Source organism: Rathayibacter sp. AY1H2 (genome assembly GCF_002931985.1).
Classification (GTDB): Bacteria; Actinomycetota; Actinomycetes; order Actinomycetales; family Microbacteriaceae; genus Rathayibacter.
This window is the reverse complement of sequence record NZ_PSUV01000025.1, coordinates 14,152-30,212: the sequence shown is the minus strand read 5'-3', so window position 1 is coordinate 30,212 and position 16,061 is coordinate 14,152. Positions and strand designations below refer to the sequence as shown.

Sequence of the window (16,061 nt, the reverse complement as noted above, 5' to 3'; positions counted from 1 at the left end):
AGGATGCCGATCGTGACGACCGAAACCACGGCGACCAGAAGGAGGAAGGGAAGGGCACCTAGAACCAGGAACAGCACGAAGCTGTCTCCACCCTCGAACCCATCCATGACTGCAGCCGGGACTCAGAAGAGTCAGGACACCGGCATGAGCGGCCCGGTCGTGAAGTCACTGCGACCGTCCCCGCCGCAGACCTGGAAATCGGAGGGCGTGTCGATTCCCGGTCCGGCGCCGTCCGAGGTGACGAGCACCCGGACGGTCGTCGCGGTCGTCGGCGTGCAGTCGTATGCGCCGACCGCCGAGAGCTGGCCCTCCGCCTGCGCCGACTCACCCGGAGCGAGAGCCCCCGGGAACGCTTCCGCACCCGACGTGCCGGCGGTGGTGAGCTGCGTCCCATCGGCGCCGAGCATCAGAACGCCCGGCCACCCGAAGTACGAGCACGCCTGATCCGAGGCGTTCGTGAGCACGATCGCGAACCCTTCCTGGCCCGCCCCGGAAAGCTCGGGCCGGTCCTCCACCGTGACCGTGAGCTGCGTGTCCCGGCATGGGTCCGCCGGCCACACCGGACCAGCCGCCGCCGCACCCGCAGTCGCGGTCGCCGCCGGAGTAGCGGGGGCGGACGTCGGGGCGGCGGTCGCGGTCGACGCCGGCGCGGCGGCCGACGTCGATGCCGGAGCCCCCGCCGTCGAACCGGCGCAACCGACGAGCGCGAACACCGGAACGGCGAGCAGCAGGGCGAGAGTCGAGTGGGAGGTCCGAGTCGTCGTCATCCGGCGAATCTACCTTTGACTGCTCACTCCCAGTGCGAGACGACGGGCGGCGGGACTTCCCGCTCGTGGTTGAGCACTCGAAAAGCGATCGCGAGGACGACGCAGACGCCGGCACCGATCAATGCGGCAGCGCCAGCCACCGTCATCCACAGCGGTTGGACAGCCGAACCGTCCACGCACAGCGGATTCCACAGGAAGCTCTCGGAGCTGGAGTAGCTTCCACGAACCTCGCACGCCTCTGCCGGATCCCACATGTAGAGAGAGGACATCAACCCGAGAGCGGCGGCGAAAACGGTGAAGATCACGGTGAAAACGAGGGGGATCGCGTGATCCGGCCGAGGAGACTGTCTAACGCTCATCGGGAGGGTGCCCCCCCCCCCCCGGAGTTGCCATCTCTCACCACTCATCGCCCAGCTTGCGGAGCCCGTTGTCCTCCGGCAGGGTCTGGCGCGAGTAGTCGTGCAGAACGTCGGGCGACGCAATTTCCTGTCCGTCACGTTCAACTTGACGGCTGGCCGCAATGACGACGCATGTCACGGCCACGATCAACGCCGCAGCAGTCGACAACGTCATCCATATCGGCTGAACGGTTGAACCATCTGAGCACAGCGGGTTCCAGAGGAACCCCTCTCCCGTCAGGCTGCCTCCGCCGCGGGTCCTGCACGTCTCGCTCGGGTCCCACATGTAAATGGAGGCTACGGCTCCCAGGGCGGCTGCAAGACCGCCGAAGACCAAGGCGAGAACGATGGGCGTCGCTGCACTCGGTTGCGGGGGCTCTCCAACGTTCATCGGGACATCATGCACTGCACTCCGAAGGATTGATCAAGAGCCGGAACGCCAGGCCCGGTATCGAGTACCCGCGGGGGGGAGGTCATCGCGCCGCGACAGTGAGGTTCAGCTCTTCACCGACGCGCAGAATCTCGTCCGAAGGGAAGCGGAACGGGTTGAGGTAGAACAGGTCATCGGCCGTCATGCCGAATCGTGCCGCGACGTCCTCTGCGAGGTCGTTGCGAGCGACCGTGTACGACGTCGGCACTCCGTCCGTGGATGACACCTCGCCACGCGCTGCTGCACGTGGGCCGGCGTCCCGGGCCACGAGGGTGCTGCGCTGCGGCTCCACGTTCCACTGGACGTCAGCGATGGCGAGGATTTTGGTTGAGCAGTCGGGGTCGTCCTGCGGGCGGGTCGTGAGAACGAGTTGATTGATCGCTGTCGGGTCGCCATGGAACTCTGCGAGGTTCCGCCACGCTTTGTAGGGCTTCCCTGACTCCGCGTCCGCGAGACGCATCGGGAAATCGACGTCGAAACAGGTGGTATCCGCGTCGATCGGATCGAGCGCTCCCATGACCGCTACGGAACCGGAAGACGCGGTGGGGATGACGAGCTCGTCGGATGTCAGGGCCAGCCGGCCGTCCGCCGCGCTCAACTGGACGGCGCCGGTGGTCCCGTCGCTCCCGGTGAACGTCGCTACGCCTAGGTCGCCGGTCAGCGGGGAGGTGAAGCCGTCGTCCGAGTTCGTCGCCAGAGGCGGGGCCGACGGTGCAGGCTGCGCGGTGCATCCCGTCACGACCGCCAGGCATGCCGCGACCGCGACCGTGCTGCGCACTTTCGAGAACGTCCCCACCGGCTCAGGCCAAGCGACGTCACCGCTTTCCTCGTGGTCGCGTCTCGGCCTGAAATGCTCAGCACGGTTCGGAAAGGGGAACGTCTGTCGCGGGCCAGCAGGAAGCCCAACGGCTCCTAGGCTGACCCGATGAGTTCCCCGGCACCGACCCGCCCATTCGTGGGTGTAGCGCGCATCGCCGTCGGTGCAGCCGCGGTCGCGGTGATCCTCCACACCTACGCGCTGAGCATCGTGGCCGGCGACCCGAATCCGTTCGACTACTTCGGCTACTTCACGAACCAGACCAGCCTCCTCGCGAGCGCGGTGCTCATCGTCGCCGGATCGGTCGCGCTCGCCCGCCGTCCGACGCCGGTGTGGCTGAGCTACGTCCGCGGCGCGGCGACGGCCTACCTGATCGTCGTCGCCGTGATCTACAACACCCTCGTCCCCGGTACCGGCACGGCCCCGCCCTGGGTCAGCGCCGTCCTGCTCGTCCGCGGAGCGACCGACGGGTGGGTGCCCTACGGCTTCCTGCTCCCCGAGAACGGGACGCTCTCGCTCGTCCTGCACGTCGCCGGGCTGACCTGCGCGGTGCTCCTCGCGGGCGCGCTGGTCTGGGCGCTGAGCCGACGCCGTGCCTCATCTAGTTGATGTCCAGTCCTCTCTCGCCATGGATCACGAGGAGCTCTGACTCCCGACGTCAGGCGCATCACCTCTCGTATGCGTCGCGACTCGGCCCCGGCGCGCTCTGATCACGCGCAACACGAGATTGATCACCAGCAACCCCGCTCCAGCCGGGATGGCACCGGCCGTAAGAATCAACGCTTGGAAAAGGAGCGGCTGGCTCATCGGCACGGGGGTCAACGACATCGGAAAGACGACGTTCTCGAGCAGGACGGGAAACAGGCCGATAGCGATCCCGCATCAGAGGGCACTCACCACAGCTGGAAGCCACGCGACGAGAACAGGACGACGCGAGAGCCTCCGGGGAGCGACGTAACCTCCGACAGCGGCAACGACGATCCAGATGATGACACCTACACCGCCGGCGCCGATCGCGATGGCTCCCTCGGATGGATCCGCGTCCGTGATCCCCAGAGCCACCATGAAGCTGCTGAACACCAGAACCAGGGCGGCGAGCACAGTGACCACGCCGGCGGCGGTCCAGCCGATGAACGCGTTCACAGATCCATCGGATGCTGAAGTCGAGAGACGTGACGCGGTGGAAGCAGTCGGCATCGTGGGACACCTTCGTTGGTTGTTGCGCGGTAGTCGGACCGACAGATTCCCACCACCGCTAGTATGCATCGCACGCTAACATGCAAAGCATGACAGTCGACGTGGGGGCCCAGATCCGGAAGGGCGTGGTGGAGTACTGCGCCCTCGGGCTCCTATCGCGGGAGCCGATGTACGGCTGGCGCCTGTCGGAGGAGCTGGTGTCGCTGGGCATGATCGCCAGCATCGGCACGCTCTACCCGGTGCTCGGGCGGTTGAAGGATCGCGGTTTGATCACCTCCTACGCAGGGGAGAGCGGTTCGGGCCCGGTCCGGAAGTACTACAAGCTCACCCCCTCCGGACAGGCCGAGCTGGGCGAGTTCCGCCGCCAGTGGGAGCCCTTCACCCGTTCCGTCCAAGCGATCGTGGCAGGAGACGACACATGACCCCGACCAGCGCACCCCGCGAGGTCCAGACCTACTTGAAGCGGCTCGATCGGGCGCTAAGGCCCGTCCCTCGTGACGTCGCCTCCGCGATCCGAGACGGGATAGATGAGGAGCTGGCCGGCCTCGAGCCGGCAGAAGCCATCGAGCGCGTGCGGTCCTTCGACGAACCGGAATCCATCGCGGCCGCCGCCCTGGGCGAGAGCCGCACCCACCCCACGCCAGCCGGCCGCGCGAGGGTGATCTGGATCGTCGCCGCCGGAGCCGTCATCGTCCTCGCGGTCGCCCTGGTTTCGACGTGGGCTCTCGCACCTGGCCCCACCCCTGAGGCGACCAGTTCCTCTGTCGTCGCCTACCCGATGCCCGATCTTGGTCCCTCTCCCGCCCCAACACCTCTCGCGCCCGACGAGCAGGAGCAGCTGCGCATCCAGGAGCAGGACCGCCAATGGGAAGGAGTCCTGGCAGGCTTCCCTGACGCGACGAGACCCGCCGACCCGTTCCAGGAATACCGCGACCCGAACGATTCGACAGCACTCCTGGGCTGCCTCACCGCGGCCGGCCTAACGGTCGACCTCGGCTCGAACGCCGCCGGCGGCGGACCCGTCAGCATCATGACGTCCGCCTCGACGGAAGCCGAATCGGTCGCCGCGTTCACCTGCTGGTCGAGCTATCCCACGACCCCCGTGGTGCCCATGACGTCCGAGCAGATCGACTACCTCTACAGCTACCTGACCGAGTACCTCGTGCCCTGCTACGAAGCGAACGGCATCGAGAACCCCGACGCGCCCAGCCGCACCGACTTCATCGACCAGTGGCCGAACCAGGGATGGTTCCCCAGCACGAGCGAAGCGTGGCTGACCGACGACGAGCAAGAAGCGATTGACGAAGCCTGCACTCGACCCATTTGACGGACCGTCTTACAGGCGTCCCGTTTGGGGATCGTTCACCGGTCGCGTATGCAGCTATGGGCAGCGGTAGGTCTTCGCGAAGTCGGTTGCCGTGAACTGCCTTCCCTCGGTCATCGAGTTCAGCGACGGGCAGATGTCGTTGTTGTGTGCCGACACGAAGGGGGTGGCTGCTTGTGGGACGCAGCCGTAGTCCTGGTCGGGCTGGTCGAGGATGCGCAGCTGACCTGTCTCCCCGGCGGCGAGGTGAAGATCGGACCAGGAGCAGGACCAGGTGAGTGAGGCTGCGGTGTCGTTGGTGATGCTGACGTAGTGCGAAGGGCCATGCACTCCGAACAGCAGATCACCCACCCACAGAACCGCGGCCGCCACGACGGCTAGAGCGCCCAGCACGAGCGACAGTCTTAACAACCGTCGTTGGCGGGGTGATGTCTGCCGGTCCGGCGAGAGTCCACTCGGATCCCAACTGTCCAGACGTTCAACCACGGCGTATCCACCCCTCGGCGCGACGAGAAGCGGCCTCGACCGCCGCCGCGCTCGTTCCCTTGAGTTCTCCCACGGGAGAACAGTAGGCGTGACGCGGCTCTCACCACGAGGAGCAACCGACTCGCGACCGAGAGCGTCCCGTAAGGGGATCGCCCAGTGCGACACTTTCCGCCATGCCGGACGATGAGACTCGCTCGACCTAATCCGGTCGGACCTAGGGTGGGCAGATGAGTCGTCGTTCTGTTGCACTCACACTCCTACTGGCTGTCGTGGGCACCATGACCGCATGCGCGCCGGAGCCCGTTGATCGCGCACAGCTCACCCAGTGGCGCTCGGATCGTCAGGCTGACATCGACGCGGGAGGTCCCTTCCTCGCTGTGCTGTCGTCCGATTCGAGCGCGGGACGGGAGGGGGATCGGCTGGTATCTGCCTTCGACCAACCGGTGCTGCCCGGCGCCATTACCTTCGAATGCTTCGGGGATGGCACAGTCGAACTGCAGCTCGACTCCGACTCCAAGACCGGCACGGTCACGACAGGCAAGACCACTGTCCGGACCGTGGACTGCGGCGATGGCCCGCTCGACATCGATCCGGCCTCCCTCGGCACCGACCCCATCAATCTCGTCGGCGCGGCTACAACTGACGCCGATCGCGACACGGCTTGGTTCCTGACCGTACGTGGGGCGCAGAGCACGCCCTGACGGTTCACTGCTCATGTCGGCTCCCGCGGGGCAAGCTGGTTCGTCCCGTAAGGGGATGGGTTACCGCTCAACGCAGCTTCGGCGCGCGGACCTGCTCGCCGGGCGCGCTCAAATCGGATACCCGAAGTAGCGTTCGATCCAGCTCGAGTTGCTCATCACGCGCGGTCCGTCGTATCGGGCCCAGAGCGTTTCTTCGGCAGTGACTGTGAAGTTCACGGTGTCGAGGGCTGCCAGTATCGATGACAAGTCCTCTGGTTCGACCAGCGCATCGAACTCCTCGCGTGTATACGCTTCCTGGGCTTCGAGGGCAATGAAGCAAAGGTCTCCGTGTCGGCTGATGCAGATGACGAGGTTCGCCGAAGTGCGGTTTGCTGCACCGTCGACCGTGACGTGCGTGAAGGTCGCGGAGTCCTGCCATTCCCAGGGACGATCCGCCGTTACAGCCCTGGGAAAGCTCTCATCGAGCAGTGCGACGAGGGCGTCCACCTTTGCTGCCAGTCGCTGACCGTCGAAGTCAACCGGCTCATCGCCGGGCCCAGGGGTGTCCAGCTCGCGTAACCGCCGCTCAAGCGCGATTCCCTCTAACCACATGCCCCAAGTCTCTCCCCAGCTGTAGTTCGGCGCTTACCAGAGCAGTGCCGAAGAGAGCGCATGGGCGTTCCGTCGGGGGATGGCTTAGAGAGATGCTGAGAGCATCATCTGCTGTTGGAGCAGGTGGCTTGGGTTCACCTCGCCCAGCGACGCAGCTGGCGCAGCGTCTTGCGGTCCGTGTGAACGAGGCCGACGGTCGGGTGGAACCGGAATTGAGGTGGGGCCTCGACCAGTTGCAGAGCAGCGCGTGCAGACTCTCGTACGGCGTCGACGTCGCGCTTGATCGTGGCCGCGCTGATGCGCGCTAGATGCCACCGGAAGATCTCGGACGAGAGTTGGAAGCCGACTTCAGCCGGCCACGAGTCGAGGTGGGCGATGGCCTCCTCGACGTCTCCTGGCCCCTTTCGGGTGAGGAGCACCTCGGCGGCAGCGATGCGTATCGACCCCGATGTGCCGTTCAAGGTCGGATTCTCCTGGATCACCGTCCGGTACTGGTGCAGGGCCTCCTCCACGTCGCCGGTCTGCACAGCAATGTTTCCGAGCAACTCGCGACTATGCGCGCGTTCAACGGCGAGATCCGGCTCGGGGTAGTCCACTGCGCGGATGAGCAGGGATCGAGCGGCGTCGATCAGGCCCGCGTCACGAAGAGCTATGGCCTTGAGCTTGAGGTACTGCTGACGGTTGTGCGGTCGTGCTCGGCTGAGACGACGCTCGAACTCGTCACGGTCAGCGGCATCCCACCCAGGATCGCGGTACCAATCATCTGCCACCTTCGAGATGATCCTCCGCACGACGCTGCGCGAGCAAGGCGAGATGCTCCGAGCGCGGCGTCCCGTATGGGGATGGTCGACCGGGCGGCCGGTAGGGGTCGTTCGCACGTGCTCGTCCGCGCGGTCGACGTGAGGAACAGGGTGGTTAGTACCGGCGGATGGACACGTTCTCGCCGAGGCTCGTCCAGTCGAGGCCAGTGGGGTCGTCTGGACCGGCGCCATCGGTGTGAATCTGGACGGCCCATGCTCCGTTCAGCGACAGCTCATCCCCGCAGCCGCTTCCGTCTTCGTTGTCGCCGTCTCCGTCCACGATGACGCACCGGCCTCCGGTCGTGGTCTGCGACCCGATCCAGACGTCCAGTCCGTCGGCTGAGCCGACGTAACGGATCGAGGCGGGGTCGTAGCCGTCTCCTACGGTGCCGACGTCGGGAAGAGTGTCCCGCTCGTCCTGCGCCCGCTCGAAATCGGTGTACGCCTCGGTGTCGGGGCCGGAACACCCGGCCATGAGCGTCATCGTGAGCGCCGCCACTGCCGCTCCGGCCACCCGCCTCAGGCGCGTCGTCGATTCCACCGCATCCCCCTGTGCCTCGTCAGCACACCGTATCGCGCTGCGAAGGAGACGAGCGCTGGCGCTGTGATGATGGGTCTTCTTCGGCGTCCTGTGCCTCTACTGTGTAGCAATGAGGCCCCGTCCGATCCACACAGCAGCTGGTCTTGTTCTTGTGGCGGCTCTCGCCGGCTGCACACCGGTACCCGGTGAAGATCCTCGAATCACGCAGTGGCGCGAAGAGCGCCAGGCGGACGTGGCAACGGATCGCGACGTCGTAGCGGTCCTCTCGCTGAACGTCGAGGCCGACGATGACGGCGGCCGCGTCGAAGTCACCCTCGAGAGGCCGGCGCTGCCGACCGCGATCACCTTCGATTGCCTCGGCGAAGGAGTGATCGACCTCGAAATCGGATCGCTTTCCACGGCTGGGGGACCGGCGACGAGGACGACGACCACCCTCGACGCGATCGACTGCGCCGATGGCCCACACGAGATCGATCCCGCGTCGCTTGGCGAGAAGCCGATATCGAGTGTCGACGCCATCGCATCGAACGCGGACAATGACACCGCCTGGTTCCTCACAGTGCGCGGAGACCGCGCCCCCTCCTGACATCGGCGGGACTTCTCGACGCGCTCGGTCGGTGTTGTCCTCAAGCGCGTCTCGGCCCTGCTGTCCCGTACGGGGATCGTCCAGCGGGTCCATCCGAGGAGCTGTAGATGTCAGCGGGCGTGAGCGTCCGCGGCCGCAGCGGTATTGAAGAGGCGGCGTGCACTCAGGGTGAAGGCTCCGACGTATAGGAGGAGGGCGAGCGCGATGGCTTCCATCAGGTTCGCCGGGCCGCTTCCGGCTTCGCCCGAGAGGAGGGCCGCGATCCCGGCGCCCAGCTGGAGAAGCCCACCTGTGGCGTACCCGATCAACGGCACCACCATTAGGCAGAGGGCGACGACCGCCGCGACCAGACCGACGAGCGGTGCGATCGCGCGTTGCGAGACTCGACGTCCGCGCTTCAGGAGCCGAGCGGCAGCGAACGCAGCAAGCCCGATGAGCACACCTTCGATCAGGGCGGACGGAATGAGGTAGACCGCGAAGAACGCGACTATTCCCGCGGTATTTTGCCCAGTCCCGACCTGCGCGAGCTGCTGGGTAGTCAGCACATACAGCTCGACCAGGTGGAGAGCGGTGAGAATTACCGTTGCGACGATGGCGACTGCGACGAAGGGGAATGGCGCCCAATGGCGCAGTGCTGACACTCGGCCAGTCTGGCTCAACCCTGCACCCCTGATGGCATGACACGGATGCACGATTCTGTCGGGGAGAGAGTCGGCGTACCGGCCGTCCCGTAAGGGGATCGTTGACCGGCAGAGGGGCGCTGCGCTATGTCGTCGCTCGTTCTTCCTTCGACTCGGTGATGAGCTCCTGCTTGCGTTCGGCTCTGAGCGCGACGACGGTTCCCGCGAGAGCGAGTGCGGCGGCTGCGGTGAAGAGGGCGGTGGCGTCCCACCTGTGGTGACGGATGGTGATGCCTGGTGAGGTCTCGCTGGCTGCGTAGGTGCAGGACAGGCCGAGCGGGTAGAGGATCTTCTCGCCCGATACGCGGCTGGAGTAGAGGTCGATCCCGTCGGGGTAGTCGCTGTGCTGGCACTGCACGGCGGCGGGTTCCCAGCCGGTCTGGATCCAGCCGATCGTGTGGGTGAGGAGGGCGACTGGGGTGCCGATCACCATCGCGAGGATGCCGAGGGTCTTCGCGGTCCGCAGTTCCATCCCGTCAGAGTAGGGCGGACGCTACCCACCACGCACGTCCCGGCGGGGGATGGCTGAGCGAGTCGCCGGGGTCGGGCGCATCAGTCGGCAGAGACGGGTCCTGCCCGACCGGACCGGACGACGAGGAGCGCTGCTCCAGCAGCGAAAGTGAGCGCACTGCCCAGGAAACCTGCAGTGGCGGGCATGTTCGGGTGCCGGACTGTCTGCGGGCCGACCTCGTCTCCGTCGACGTCGTAGGTGCAGTCCACCCCGAGGGGCAAGATCGTCACCGATCCGGTGATACGGGTCGTTTCGTGGAACGGTCCGCCTGTTCGCGGGTACGGGCCGCTCTCGCACTGAACGGCTGGAGGCTCACGTCCATCGATGATCCACCCGGCACCGAGCGAGACCAGACCTCCGGCGAGGGCCATCAGCATGAGGGCACCGCCGGCTGCGCTCCGAAGTGCTGACCTCATGGGCTCAGCCTACGAAACAAGCCACGCCTCCCCGTGTTGTGCGGCTAGGTACCCGTACGGGGGATGGTTGACCGGTCACGAGATGCGACGGTCGCGGTCGACGTCTTCCGTAGCGGTGTGCTTGCAGCGCCCAGCTGTGTTCGGCGGCTGAGGTGGGGATGTGTGCGCGCCTTTCGCGGCTGGTTCAGAGCGGAGGAAGCTCGACGTTCTTGCGTGCGGCCAGACGGGTGAGGGCGGCTTCTACGTCTTGCCGAGCTAGCTGTTCTGCTTCCGGTCCGGTGGGAATCGTTGCGACAGAACGCCTGACGATCATCGTCAGTGTCTTGTTCACGAGTCGGATGATCGGCGTCTCGCGCGGTGGCTCGTAGTTGACGTACCCACTCACGTGGTCCACGCCGACGAGGCGCCACCACGGTTTCCACTCGGGTGAGCAGAGCCGGTCAGCAAGCTGGTCGACCTCGGCGAGATATTCCGCGGGAACATCGTTCACCGGGCCTCCTCCTCCCCACCCGACGTAGACGTCGTCAGCGGGCTGCTCGATGAAACGGAAGCCCGCCCCGACGGCGGGACCGGTCGACTCGATCGGCAGCGGCGTCTTGAATCCTCCGCTGGGTGGACCGCACCGGTGGCGACGTCGAGGGTGAACCGTCCTCGGTCGCCGAGCAGGATGCCGGGAATCGATACGCCTTCAACGGAGGAGCTCGACGTCCACCGCAGGTCTCATGCAGCGCGATCGAACGACCAGAAGGTGGAGTCGCCGACTATCGTCTCGGACAGCACCGGCGGCCGACCTCCGTCCAGGTGCTCGACTTCGACACGTAGACGGAAGTAGCCGTCGTCCTTGAGTACGCCGATCAGCCGCATGCGATGCGATCGAGCCGGGTTCTGCTTACAGGGCCCGCGACGCGGTTCCTCGTAGTCGATTCCTTTCAGAGCGTCAGTCGCTCGACTCACCGCGGCCGGATCGCCGCCATGGTTGCTCACCAGCCTTCGCAGCGTCTCCGTCCACATCGTCAGCACCAGTTCGTCCCGCGCCCGCACATCGAGGTTGTGGAATCCCGCCGGTACCGCGAAGTGGACCGAGTTCTCACCGTCGATCACGATGCGAGAGATCTCGACCTCGAGATCGGTACTCGCGGATGCTCCTCCTGGGAGAAGTCGGATGCTCGCCCGCGGCATCTCTATGCGCTGCTCCGCCAGGCGTTCTCCGAGCGGTTCGGAGATCTTCCTCGACCCTCGAAGAATGGCGTCCATCTCGAGCAGGGGCCAGCCCGATTCGTCCGGGGGGCGCGGTGGAGACCATCGGACATCCGGGTGACCCGTGTGCGGCCAGAGATGCACTTCCCTCAAAATCGGCGCCATGCGCCGATCATCCCACCGGGACCGCCGTCGTCAGAACGCCCTCGCTCGCCTGGGGCGCTGCCCGCCATAGCGGTGCGAAGATCCCTGCCCCGTATGGAATCGCTGAGCGGGCCACTTCACTGCTGCCGACTCCCGGTCTTCGAACGGGCTGTCCAGTGGTGGGGGAGATCCTCGGACGGAGGAGGGTCCGCGACAACGGTTAGTCCCTGGAGGTAGCGGTCGCCGGTTCGGACGAGTGTGATGGTTCGAGGTCTGTAGCCCTTTGGTGCAGGGTCCCACACGGCTTTCGAGTTGACCTCCCAGAGGTAGAACCAGTTCCGGGTGAGCTCGTTCGGCACGCCCACCCAGAGCACGTTCCGCGGCTTCCTGCGTTCGATGGAGAGCAGGACGCCCGGCTCGAGGAAGGTCGCCAACATGCCTGAGGTGCTGTCCAGATCGATCGCCGGCATCCCTGACGGCGGCCGCGGCGGCCACTCGGGCCGTGTTCGAGAGAAGCGGTGCTCCCACGTGTCGTACCGGCCCAAGCTGAGAGCAGCACTTCCCGGATCTTCTTCTGCTTCGACACCGGTCTAGTGTCGGAACCCGAGCCCCTTGTGCGCGTCCCGTAACGGGATGGTTCATCGGGTGCGCTGGTAGTCACTTGACGCGGTTGGCGAGGCCGAGCTGCCCGCAGACGTCGGAGGTACCGGGAATGACAGCTGCAATGCCGTCGGGCATGACGCAGACGGTCAGTTCGGAAGGAATCTGTCCTGGTCGAAGGTCGAATGGTGAGCCATTCGCCGTGCCGACGTCAAGTGCGCCCTGCCTCCACAGGTCGGAGCAGAACGCGATCGCGTCCGGGATCGGCACCTGATCGCCGCTTCCGGGTATTCCGTCTGGTGTTGCGAGGGCTCCTGTGGTGCCGGGGAACTCGGACCCATTGCGTTCTGCTCGCGCGAAGCAAGCGACCGTCATGGTGTCGGACACCGGCGCTTGGGCGAAGAAGAGTCCGCCCGAGACCGCGGCGAGGATGACGGCCGCGGGAACCGCGGCGATCGCGATCCGGTGACGTCGGTGGCGCCCGCTGCCTGGGTCATTCTCTGCGGCCTGCGCGATCACCGTTCGGAGGGCGAGGGTACGGTCGTGCTCTGGTGCTGTCATGTCAGTACTCCGCGGGTCGGAAGGTGTGGGGAAGTGTCCGCCTGCGTGTGAACTCATCGCGTAGGCGACCTCGGGCGCGGGACAGTCGGGACTTCACCGTCCCGACCGGAATGCGCAGCACGGCGGCTGCTTCCTCGAGGGTGAGCTGCTCAATGACGCAGAGCGCGAGGATCTGCTGATCCGCCGGCCGCAGCATCGTCAGTGCAGCTCTGATGGTGCGGCTGCGTTCGGCGGATGCCGCTGCGGCTGCCACCGTCACTGCTGGATCGGGCGCGTTGACAGGAGGTGGAAGAGTGCGCAGCATCCGCTCGTATCGGCGTCGACCGCGACCGATGTTCCGGGTGACGTTCAGGGCGACGACGAGCAGCCACGCGGCGAGCGAGTCGTTGACGAAGCGGACGTCGGCGCGCTTACGCCACGCCTCAAGGAACACGACGGCCGCGGCATCCTCCGCGTCGACGGACTCCCCGAGCAGTTGACGGCAGTAGGCCCGAACGCGCAGGTGATACCGGTCGAAGATCAGCGCGAATGCCCGCGGATCAGCCCCCGTCGCGCGCCGCCAGACCTCGCGATCCGTCTCCCATCCCACACCCATGCCTAGAAGTGTCCGCTTGATCGAGTTGGTTCCAAATCAAACTCAAGTGATACAACTCGACGTGAAACCGGCAGGGCGTTGAGGAGACGTCAGCCAGTCCCGTTTGGGGATCCTCGAGCGGAGAGTTGCAAAGCGGATCTCGTCTGAGACGATCGGCTCGGATCGGACACCACTAGGCATGAGCACGCCACCGGAAGCAGCAGCACCCGCGCGAGACGCTGCGGCGCGCACTGATGACGCCGCCCTGATGGACGGCGCGAGGCGAGGCGACCGGGCTGCGTTCGGCCGGCTCTACGACCGGCACGCGGCGACGACCTACCGCTACGCCCTCAGCATCGTTCGCACGCCCAGCGACGCCGAAGACGTCGTGCAAGACGTATTCCTCACCACGTGGACGCGGATCAACGACGTCGCGATCGTGGACGCATCCGCCCTTCCGTGGCTGCTCACCACCGCCCGGTTCACCGCGCTGAACCTCGTCCGAACCAAGACCCGTGCACGGAACCGCACCGAGGACGCGGACCTGTCCCTGCACCCGGATCGACGTGGCACCCCTGACGAAGAAGTTGCGAGGCGCCAGCTCGCCGCGGCGATCGAGGAAGCCGTCTCCGAGCTCTCCGACACCGATCAAGCGCTGTACTACCTGTGTATCGAGCAGGGCAGCAGCTACGCCGACGCCGCGAAAGCACTCGGCTCCACCCACGGCGTTATCCGCAACCGGCTCAGCCGGCTGCGGACCGCGCTCCGCACCACCCTGCGCCCCTTTGAAAGGGAGAACTGATGACCCACGACCTCGGCCCGACCACGGGACAGCTCACCAGGATGCGCGCCACCATCCTCACCGACATCGCTGCCCGCCACCGCTCCACCAAGCGCCGCCGCCTCGTCGGGCTCGGCCTCGCGGCCGTCGTCGCGATCGGCACCAGCGCCGCCGCGATCACCGTAACGCAGGCTAGCAACGACGAAGCCAACACGAGTTTCGACTGCTACTCCGTCGCCGACGTCCGCGCGGACCACACCACGAGCATCCTCGTGGACGACGACCGCAACGCATTCGAGCTGCTTCCACTGTCCGAGCGGGTCGCCGCCGCCCTCGAACGATGCGAAGCGAGCTGGAGCGCCGTCCCCGACGAGCCCTACCCGGGAAGCGGACCCATCAACGTACCTAACCCGACGGTCTGCGTCCTCGCGGACACCAGGCTCGGCGTCTTCCCGAACAGAGCGGGCCAGCCCACTGGCCCCTTCTGCGAAGGACTCGGCCTGGCAGCGCCGGCACTCGCGGCATCTGCCGACTGAGCCATCCCACGGAAGGCGTTACGTCCCGTAAGAGGATCGACTGGCGGGCTATTCCTCGATCGGTTCAGCGCCCTCGAGCGGAGTCAGCGTCGCCCAGAATCCGTTCCCGGAACTGAGGTACAGGCGGAGGGGCTGGTCGGTGTCCATCGGGTCTCCGTCCGGGTAGAGGTCGGTGCCGCTGCACGCATCAGGCATCGACACGACGCGGATTGTCTCTCCTGCAATGAACGGTCCCTTCTCTGTCTCATCCACGGTGACCATGTATGCGGATGCTGCGACGCTGAAGACGCTCTGAGTTCCCGAGGCGCGAGGGGAGGCGGTCGTGATGACCGCTTCGGCGACCTCGTAGCGGGCTTCCGCGGATCCAAAATACGCCCAGCCCGGGCATCCCGACGTCTGCACCGCCGGCGCGCAGCCGGCGGCGGTGAGCAGCGCCGCTCCGGTTGTGAGTGCGGCAGCAACTCGAATGCGGTGACGCGAACCCGAGGTCATGCCGGTGACGCTACCCGCTCAGCTCCGTCCCATATGGGGATCGGCTAACGAGACCGCGTGCCGTACAAGGCGCTCTTCACTCCCCGCCGTTCACTCACCGAATGAGCGAACAAGCTGTGCCCGTCGACGTTCTGCGCGTGCACGGTGCGTCACCGCTGGCGCGATGATGTCGTGCTCGTCGTGGAGGGCGATCCGCGCGTGGTGTCGGTTAATCTCGTCGCTGTCCTCTGCGATGAGTTCGATTGCTCGTCTGGGTCGGTCGGCGCGGAATAGTACTGCCCAGCGCACCTCGACCGACCGGTCGCGCGCCAGCCGGAGCAACTGCTCGTCATTGGGGTACTGGAGTCCGCCCTCTGCGGCTCCGGCGCGGACGGCGCGATCGCGGTCGGTGATGAGACGCTCCATCTGTGTCAGGGAGATGCGGGGGTTGCGCGCGCACATGCCGCGGACAACCGGTGACGGGTCGGTGAGAAGCGACTCGAAGATCTCCAAGTCGTCGGTGGTCTGAGCCGTCCGGCCACGAGTCTCCCCGAAGGGATCCGCCGCGAGTGTTCTCTGTACCGCAAGGGCGAGCGACCTTTGGTCGTCGTCCGCGTACAGGTGGGCAAGGATCGCACGGACCCACTTGTCCGTTGATTTCGCCGCGATCTCGTGGAGTTGCGGGCGTTCACGAAGGCTGCTGGCGGCGGCGAGGCGCACGGCGTCGACGTCATCAGCGAGGAGACGCCCGATCGTCAGGTCATCCGCAGCGGCGTTCTCGGCAACAGCGATGCGCACCTGTTTCGACTCGTGCCCGGCGAGTGCCCGCAGGAGCACAGCGTCCACCGACGACTCTGCCCGAAACTTTGCCGAACGAATTGAGGGCATGACCACGATCATGTCAGCAGGCGTCGCGGTCGATGCGGGGGAACCAGTCCCGTACCAAGGCGGT

General features: G+C 66.2%; 25 protein-coding genes. 7 read left to right on the top strand and 18 right to left on the bottom strand.

Annotation, left to right across the window (positions count from 1 at the left end):
• Nucleotides 1-131 precede the first annotated feature (131 nt).
• The 4 genes from C5C29_RS15155 to C5C29_RS15140 form a co-directional block, all read right to left on the bottom strand.
• The gene (locus C5C29_RS15155; protein WP_146076935.1) at nt 132-713 is read right to left on the bottom strand and encodes a DUF4232 domain-containing protein; all 582 of its coding nucleotides are present in this window, start codon (nt 711-713) and stop codon (nt 132-134) included.
• 77 nt (nt 714-790) lie between these two features.
• Nucleotides 791-1,072 carry a hypothetical protein gene (locus tag C5C29_RS15150; RefSeq protein ID WP_104223367.1) on the bottom strand — a complete coding sequence of 94 codons (282 nt, stop codon included), beginning with the start codon at nt 1,070-1,072 and terminating at the stop codon, nt 791-793.
• A 91-nt stretch (nt 1,073-1,163) separates the two neighbouring features.
• Nucleotides 1,164-1,340 (bottom strand): hypothetical protein, encoded by a 177-nt coding sequence (locus tag C5C29_RS17255; RefSeq protein WP_181027276.1) that lies wholly within the window; start codon nt 1,338-1,340, stop codon nt 1,164-1,166.
• A gap of 298 nt (nt 1,341-1,638) precedes the next feature.
• Nucleotides 1,639-2,391: a LysM domain-containing protein gene (locus C5C29_RS15140; protein WP_104223365.1), complete on the bottom strand. Its 753-nt coding sequence runs from the start codon at nt 2,389-2,391 to the stop codon at nt 1,639-1,641.
• Between the two features lie 129 nt (nt 2,392-2,520).
• Here C5C29_RS15140 and C5C29_RS15135 point away from each other — a divergent pair, with 129 nt between their 5' ends.
• Nucleotides 2,521-3,021 (top strand): hypothetical protein, encoded by a 501-nt coding sequence (locus C5C29_RS15135; protein WP_104223364.1) that lies wholly within the window; start codon nt 2,521-2,523, stop codon nt 3,019-3,021.
• Between the two features lie 273 nt (nt 3,022-3,294).
• Here the strand turns inward: C5C29_RS15135 and C5C29_RS15130 are convergent, their stop codons facing one another.
• A complete protein-coding gene (locus tag C5C29_RS15130; protein WP_104223363.1) occupies nt 3,295-3,555 on the bottom strand; it encodes a hypothetical protein in 261 nt (86 codons plus the stop codon).
• Between the two features lie 143 nt (nt 3,556-3,698).
• On the opposite strand from C5C29_RS15130, the gene C5C29_RS15125 reads away from it, so the two are divergent.
• Nucleotides 3,699-4,031 (top strand): PadR family transcriptional regulator, encoded by a 333-nt coding sequence (locus C5C29_RS15125; RefSeq protein WP_104223417.1) that lies wholly within the window; start codon nt 3,699-3,701, stop codon nt 4,029-4,031.
• A complete protein-coding gene (locus tag C5C29_RS15120) occupies nt 4,028-4,936 on the top strand; it encodes a hypothetical protein (protein WP_104223362.1) in 909 nt (302 codons plus the stop codon). Before C5C29_RS15125 ends, C5C29_RS15120 begins: the two co-directional genes overlap by 4 nt.
• 54 nt (nt 4,937-4,990) lie before the next feature.
• On the opposite strand, the gene C5C29_RS15115 is transcribed toward C5C29_RS15120, so the two are convergent.
• Nucleotides 4,991-5,263, bottom strand: a complete 273-nt coding sequence (locus C5C29_RS15115; protein WP_146078954.1) for a hypothetical protein — start codon at nt 5,261-5,263, stop codon at nt 4,991-4,993.
• Nucleotides 5,264-5,688: 425 nt separating this feature from the next.
• Here C5C29_RS15115 and C5C29_RS15110 point away from each other — a divergent pair, with 425 nt between their 5' ends.
• Nucleotides 5,689-6,120: a hypothetical protein gene (locus C5C29_RS15110; protein ID WP_146076932.1), complete on the top strand. Its 432-nt coding sequence runs from the start codon at nt 5,689-5,691 to the stop codon at nt 6,118-6,120.
• A 108-nt stretch (nt 6,121-6,228) separates the two neighbouring features.
• On the opposite strand, the gene C5C29_RS15105 is transcribed toward C5C29_RS15110, so the two are convergent.
• The 3 genes from C5C29_RS15105 to C5C29_RS15095 form a co-directional block, all read right to left on the bottom strand.
• Nucleotides 6,229-6,711, bottom strand: a complete 483-nt coding sequence (locus C5C29_RS15105) for a hypothetical protein (RefSeq protein ID WP_104223359.1) — start codon at nt 6,709-6,711, stop codon at nt 6,229-6,231.
• 134 nt (nt 6,712-6,845) lie between these two features.
• Nucleotides 6,846-7,481 carry a tetratricopeptide repeat protein gene (locus C5C29_RS15100; protein WP_146076931.1) on the bottom strand — a complete coding sequence of 212 codons (636 nt, stop codon included), beginning with the start codon at nt 7,479-7,481 and terminating at the stop codon, nt 6,846-6,848.
• A 145-nt stretch (nt 7,482-7,626) separates the two neighbouring features.
• Nucleotides 7,627-8,010, bottom strand: a complete 384-nt coding sequence (locus C5C29_RS15095; RefSeq protein WP_104223357.1) for a hypothetical protein — start codon at nt 8,008-8,010, stop codon at nt 7,627-7,629.
• A 193-nt stretch (nt 8,011-8,203) separates the two neighbouring features.
• Here C5C29_RS15095 and C5C29_RS15090 point away from each other — a divergent pair, with 193 nt between their 5' ends.
• Nucleotides 8,204-8,638, top strand: coding sequence for a hypothetical protein (locus C5C29_RS15090; RefSeq protein ID WP_146082237.1), 435 nt, complete (start codon nt 8,204-8,206; stop codon nt 8,636-8,638).
• Nucleotides 8,639-8,748: 110 nt separating this feature from the next.
• On the opposite strand, the gene C5C29_RS15085 is transcribed toward C5C29_RS15090, so the two are convergent.
• The 7 genes from C5C29_RS15085 to C5C29_RS15065 all read right to left on the bottom strand — a co-directional run bounded on the left by C5C29_RS15085 (nt 8,749) and on the right by C5C29_RS15065 (nt 13,342).
• Nucleotides 8,749-9,279, bottom strand: coding sequence for a hypothetical protein (locus C5C29_RS15085; protein ID WP_104223355.1), 531 nt, complete (start codon nt 9,277-9,279; stop codon nt 8,749-8,751).
• A gap of 124 nt (nt 9,280-9,403) precedes the next feature.
• Nucleotides 9,404-9,790 (bottom strand): hypothetical protein, encoded by a 387-nt coding sequence (locus C5C29_RS15080; protein ID WP_104223354.1) that lies wholly within the window; start codon nt 9,788-9,790, stop codon nt 9,404-9,406.
• Between the two features lie 639 nt (nt 9,791-10,429).
• Nucleotides 10,430-10,735, bottom strand: a complete 306-nt coding sequence (locus tag C5C29_RS16900) for a hypothetical protein (RefSeq protein WP_146076929.1) — start codon at nt 10,733-10,735, stop codon at nt 10,430-10,432.
• A gap of 230 nt (nt 10,736-10,965) precedes the next feature.
• The gene (locus C5C29_RS15075; RefSeq protein ID WP_146076928.1) at nt 10,966-11,607 is read right to left on the bottom strand and encodes a hypothetical protein; all 642 of its coding nucleotides are present in this window, start codon (nt 11,605-11,607) and stop codon (nt 10,966-10,968) included.
• A gap of 116 nt (nt 11,608-11,723) precedes the next feature.
• The gene (locus C5C29_RS15070) at nt 11,724-12,023 is read right to left on the bottom strand and encodes a hypothetical protein (protein ID WP_146076927.1); all 300 of its coding nucleotides are present in this window, start codon (nt 12,021-12,023) and stop codon (nt 11,724-11,726) included.
• A 220-nt stretch (nt 12,024-12,243) separates the two neighbouring features.
• Nucleotides 12,244-12,705: a hypothetical protein gene (locus C5C29_RS16895; protein WP_146076926.1), complete on the bottom strand. Its 462-nt coding sequence runs from the start codon at nt 12,703-12,705 to the stop codon at nt 12,244-12,246.
• 43 nt (nt 12,706-12,748) lie between these two features.
• A complete protein-coding gene (locus C5C29_RS15065; RefSeq protein WP_104223351.1) occupies nt 12,749-13,342 on the bottom strand; it encodes an RNA polymerase sigma factor in 594 nt (197 codons plus the stop codon).
• 178 nt (nt 13,343-13,520) lie between these two features.
• Here C5C29_RS15065 and C5C29_RS15060 point away from each other — a divergent pair, with 178 nt between their 5' ends.
• On the top strand, nt 13,521-14,123 hold the full coding sequence (locus tag C5C29_RS15060) for an RNA polymerase sigma factor (RefSeq protein WP_104223350.1): 603 nt from the start codon (nt 13,521-13,523) through the stop codon (nt 14,121-14,123).
• Nucleotides 14,123-14,638 carry a hypothetical protein gene (locus C5C29_RS15055; RefSeq protein WP_104223349.1) on the top strand — a complete coding sequence of 172 codons (516 nt, stop codon included), beginning with the start codon at nt 14,123-14,125 and terminating at the stop codon, nt 14,636-14,638. The genes C5C29_RS15060 and C5C29_RS15055 overlap by 1 nt, the downstream gene beginning before the upstream one ends.
• Before the next feature lie 48 nt (nt 14,639-14,686).
• On the opposite strand, the gene C5C29_RS16890 is transcribed toward C5C29_RS15055, so the two are convergent.
• Together C5C29_RS16890 and C5C29_RS15050 are read right to left on the bottom strand one after the other, a co-directional pair.
• Nucleotides 14,687-15,130, bottom strand: a complete 444-nt coding sequence (locus tag C5C29_RS16890; protein WP_146076925.1) for a hypothetical protein — start codon at nt 15,128-15,130, stop codon at nt 14,687-14,689.
• A 90-nt stretch (nt 15,131-15,220) separates the two neighbouring features.
• Complete coding sequence (locus tag C5C29_RS15050) at nt 15,221-16,009, bottom strand: hypothetical protein (protein WP_104308778.1); 789 nt, start codon at nt 16,007-16,009, stop codon at nt 15,221-15,223.
• Between the last annotated feature and the right edge of the window lie 52 nt (nt 16,010-16,061).

Excerpts from the sequence above, each read along its gene's own strand:
- C5C29_RS17255 (WP_181027276.1), bottom strand. The coding sequence starts at position 1,340 with ATGACGTTGTCGACTGCTGCGGCGTTGATCGTGGCCGTGACATGCGTC.
- C5C29_RS15135 (WP_104223364.1), top strand. The coding sequence starts at position 2,521 with ATGAGTTCCCCGGCACCGACCCGCCCATTCGTGGGTGTAGCGCGCATC.
- C5C29_RS15125 (WP_104223417.1), top strand. The coding sequence starts at position 3,699 with ATGACAGTCGACGTGGGGGCCCAGATCCGGAAGGGCGTGGTGGAGTAC.
- C5C29_RS15120 (WP_104223362.1), top strand. The coding sequence starts at position 4,028 with ATGACCCCGACCAGCGCACCCCGCGAGGTCCAGACCTACTTGAAGCGG.
- C5C29_RS15105 (WP_104223359.1), bottom strand. The coding sequence starts at position 6,711 with ATGTGGTTAGAGGGAATCGCGCTTGAGCGGCGGTTACGCGAGCTGGAC.
- C5C29_RS15080 (WP_104223354.1), bottom strand. The coding sequence starts at position 9,790 with ATGGAACTGCGGACCGCGAAGACCCTCGGCATCCTCGCGATGGTGATC.
- C5C29_RS15075 (WP_146076928.1), bottom strand. The coding sequence starts at position 11,607 with ATGGCGCCGATTTTGAGGGAAGTGCATCTCTGGCCGCACACGGGTCAC.
- C5C29_RS15070 (WP_146076927.1), bottom strand. The coding sequence starts at position 12,023 with ATGTTGGCGACCTTCCTCGAGCCGGGCGTCCTGCTCTCCATCGAACGC.
- C5C29_RS15065 (WP_104223351.1), bottom strand. The coding sequence starts at position 13,342 with ATGGGTGTGGGATGGGAGACGGATCGCGAGGTCTGGCGGCGCGCGACG.
- C5C29_RS15060 (WP_104223350.1), top strand. The coding sequence starts at position 13,521 with ATGAGCACGCCACCGGAAGCAGCAGCACCCGCGCGAGACGCTGCGGCG.
- C5C29_RS15055 (WP_104223349.1), top strand. The coding sequence starts at position 14,123 with ATGACCCACGACCTCGGCCCGACCACGGGACAGCTCACCAGGATGCGC.
- C5C29_RS16890 (WP_146076925.1), bottom strand. The coding sequence starts at position 15,130 with ATGACCTCGGGTTCGCGTCACCGCATTCGAGTTGCTGCCGCACTCACA.
- C5C29_RS15050 (WP_104308778.1), bottom strand. The coding sequence starts at position 16,009 with ATGATCGTGGTCATGCCCTCAATTCGTTCGGCAAAGTTTCGGGCAGAG.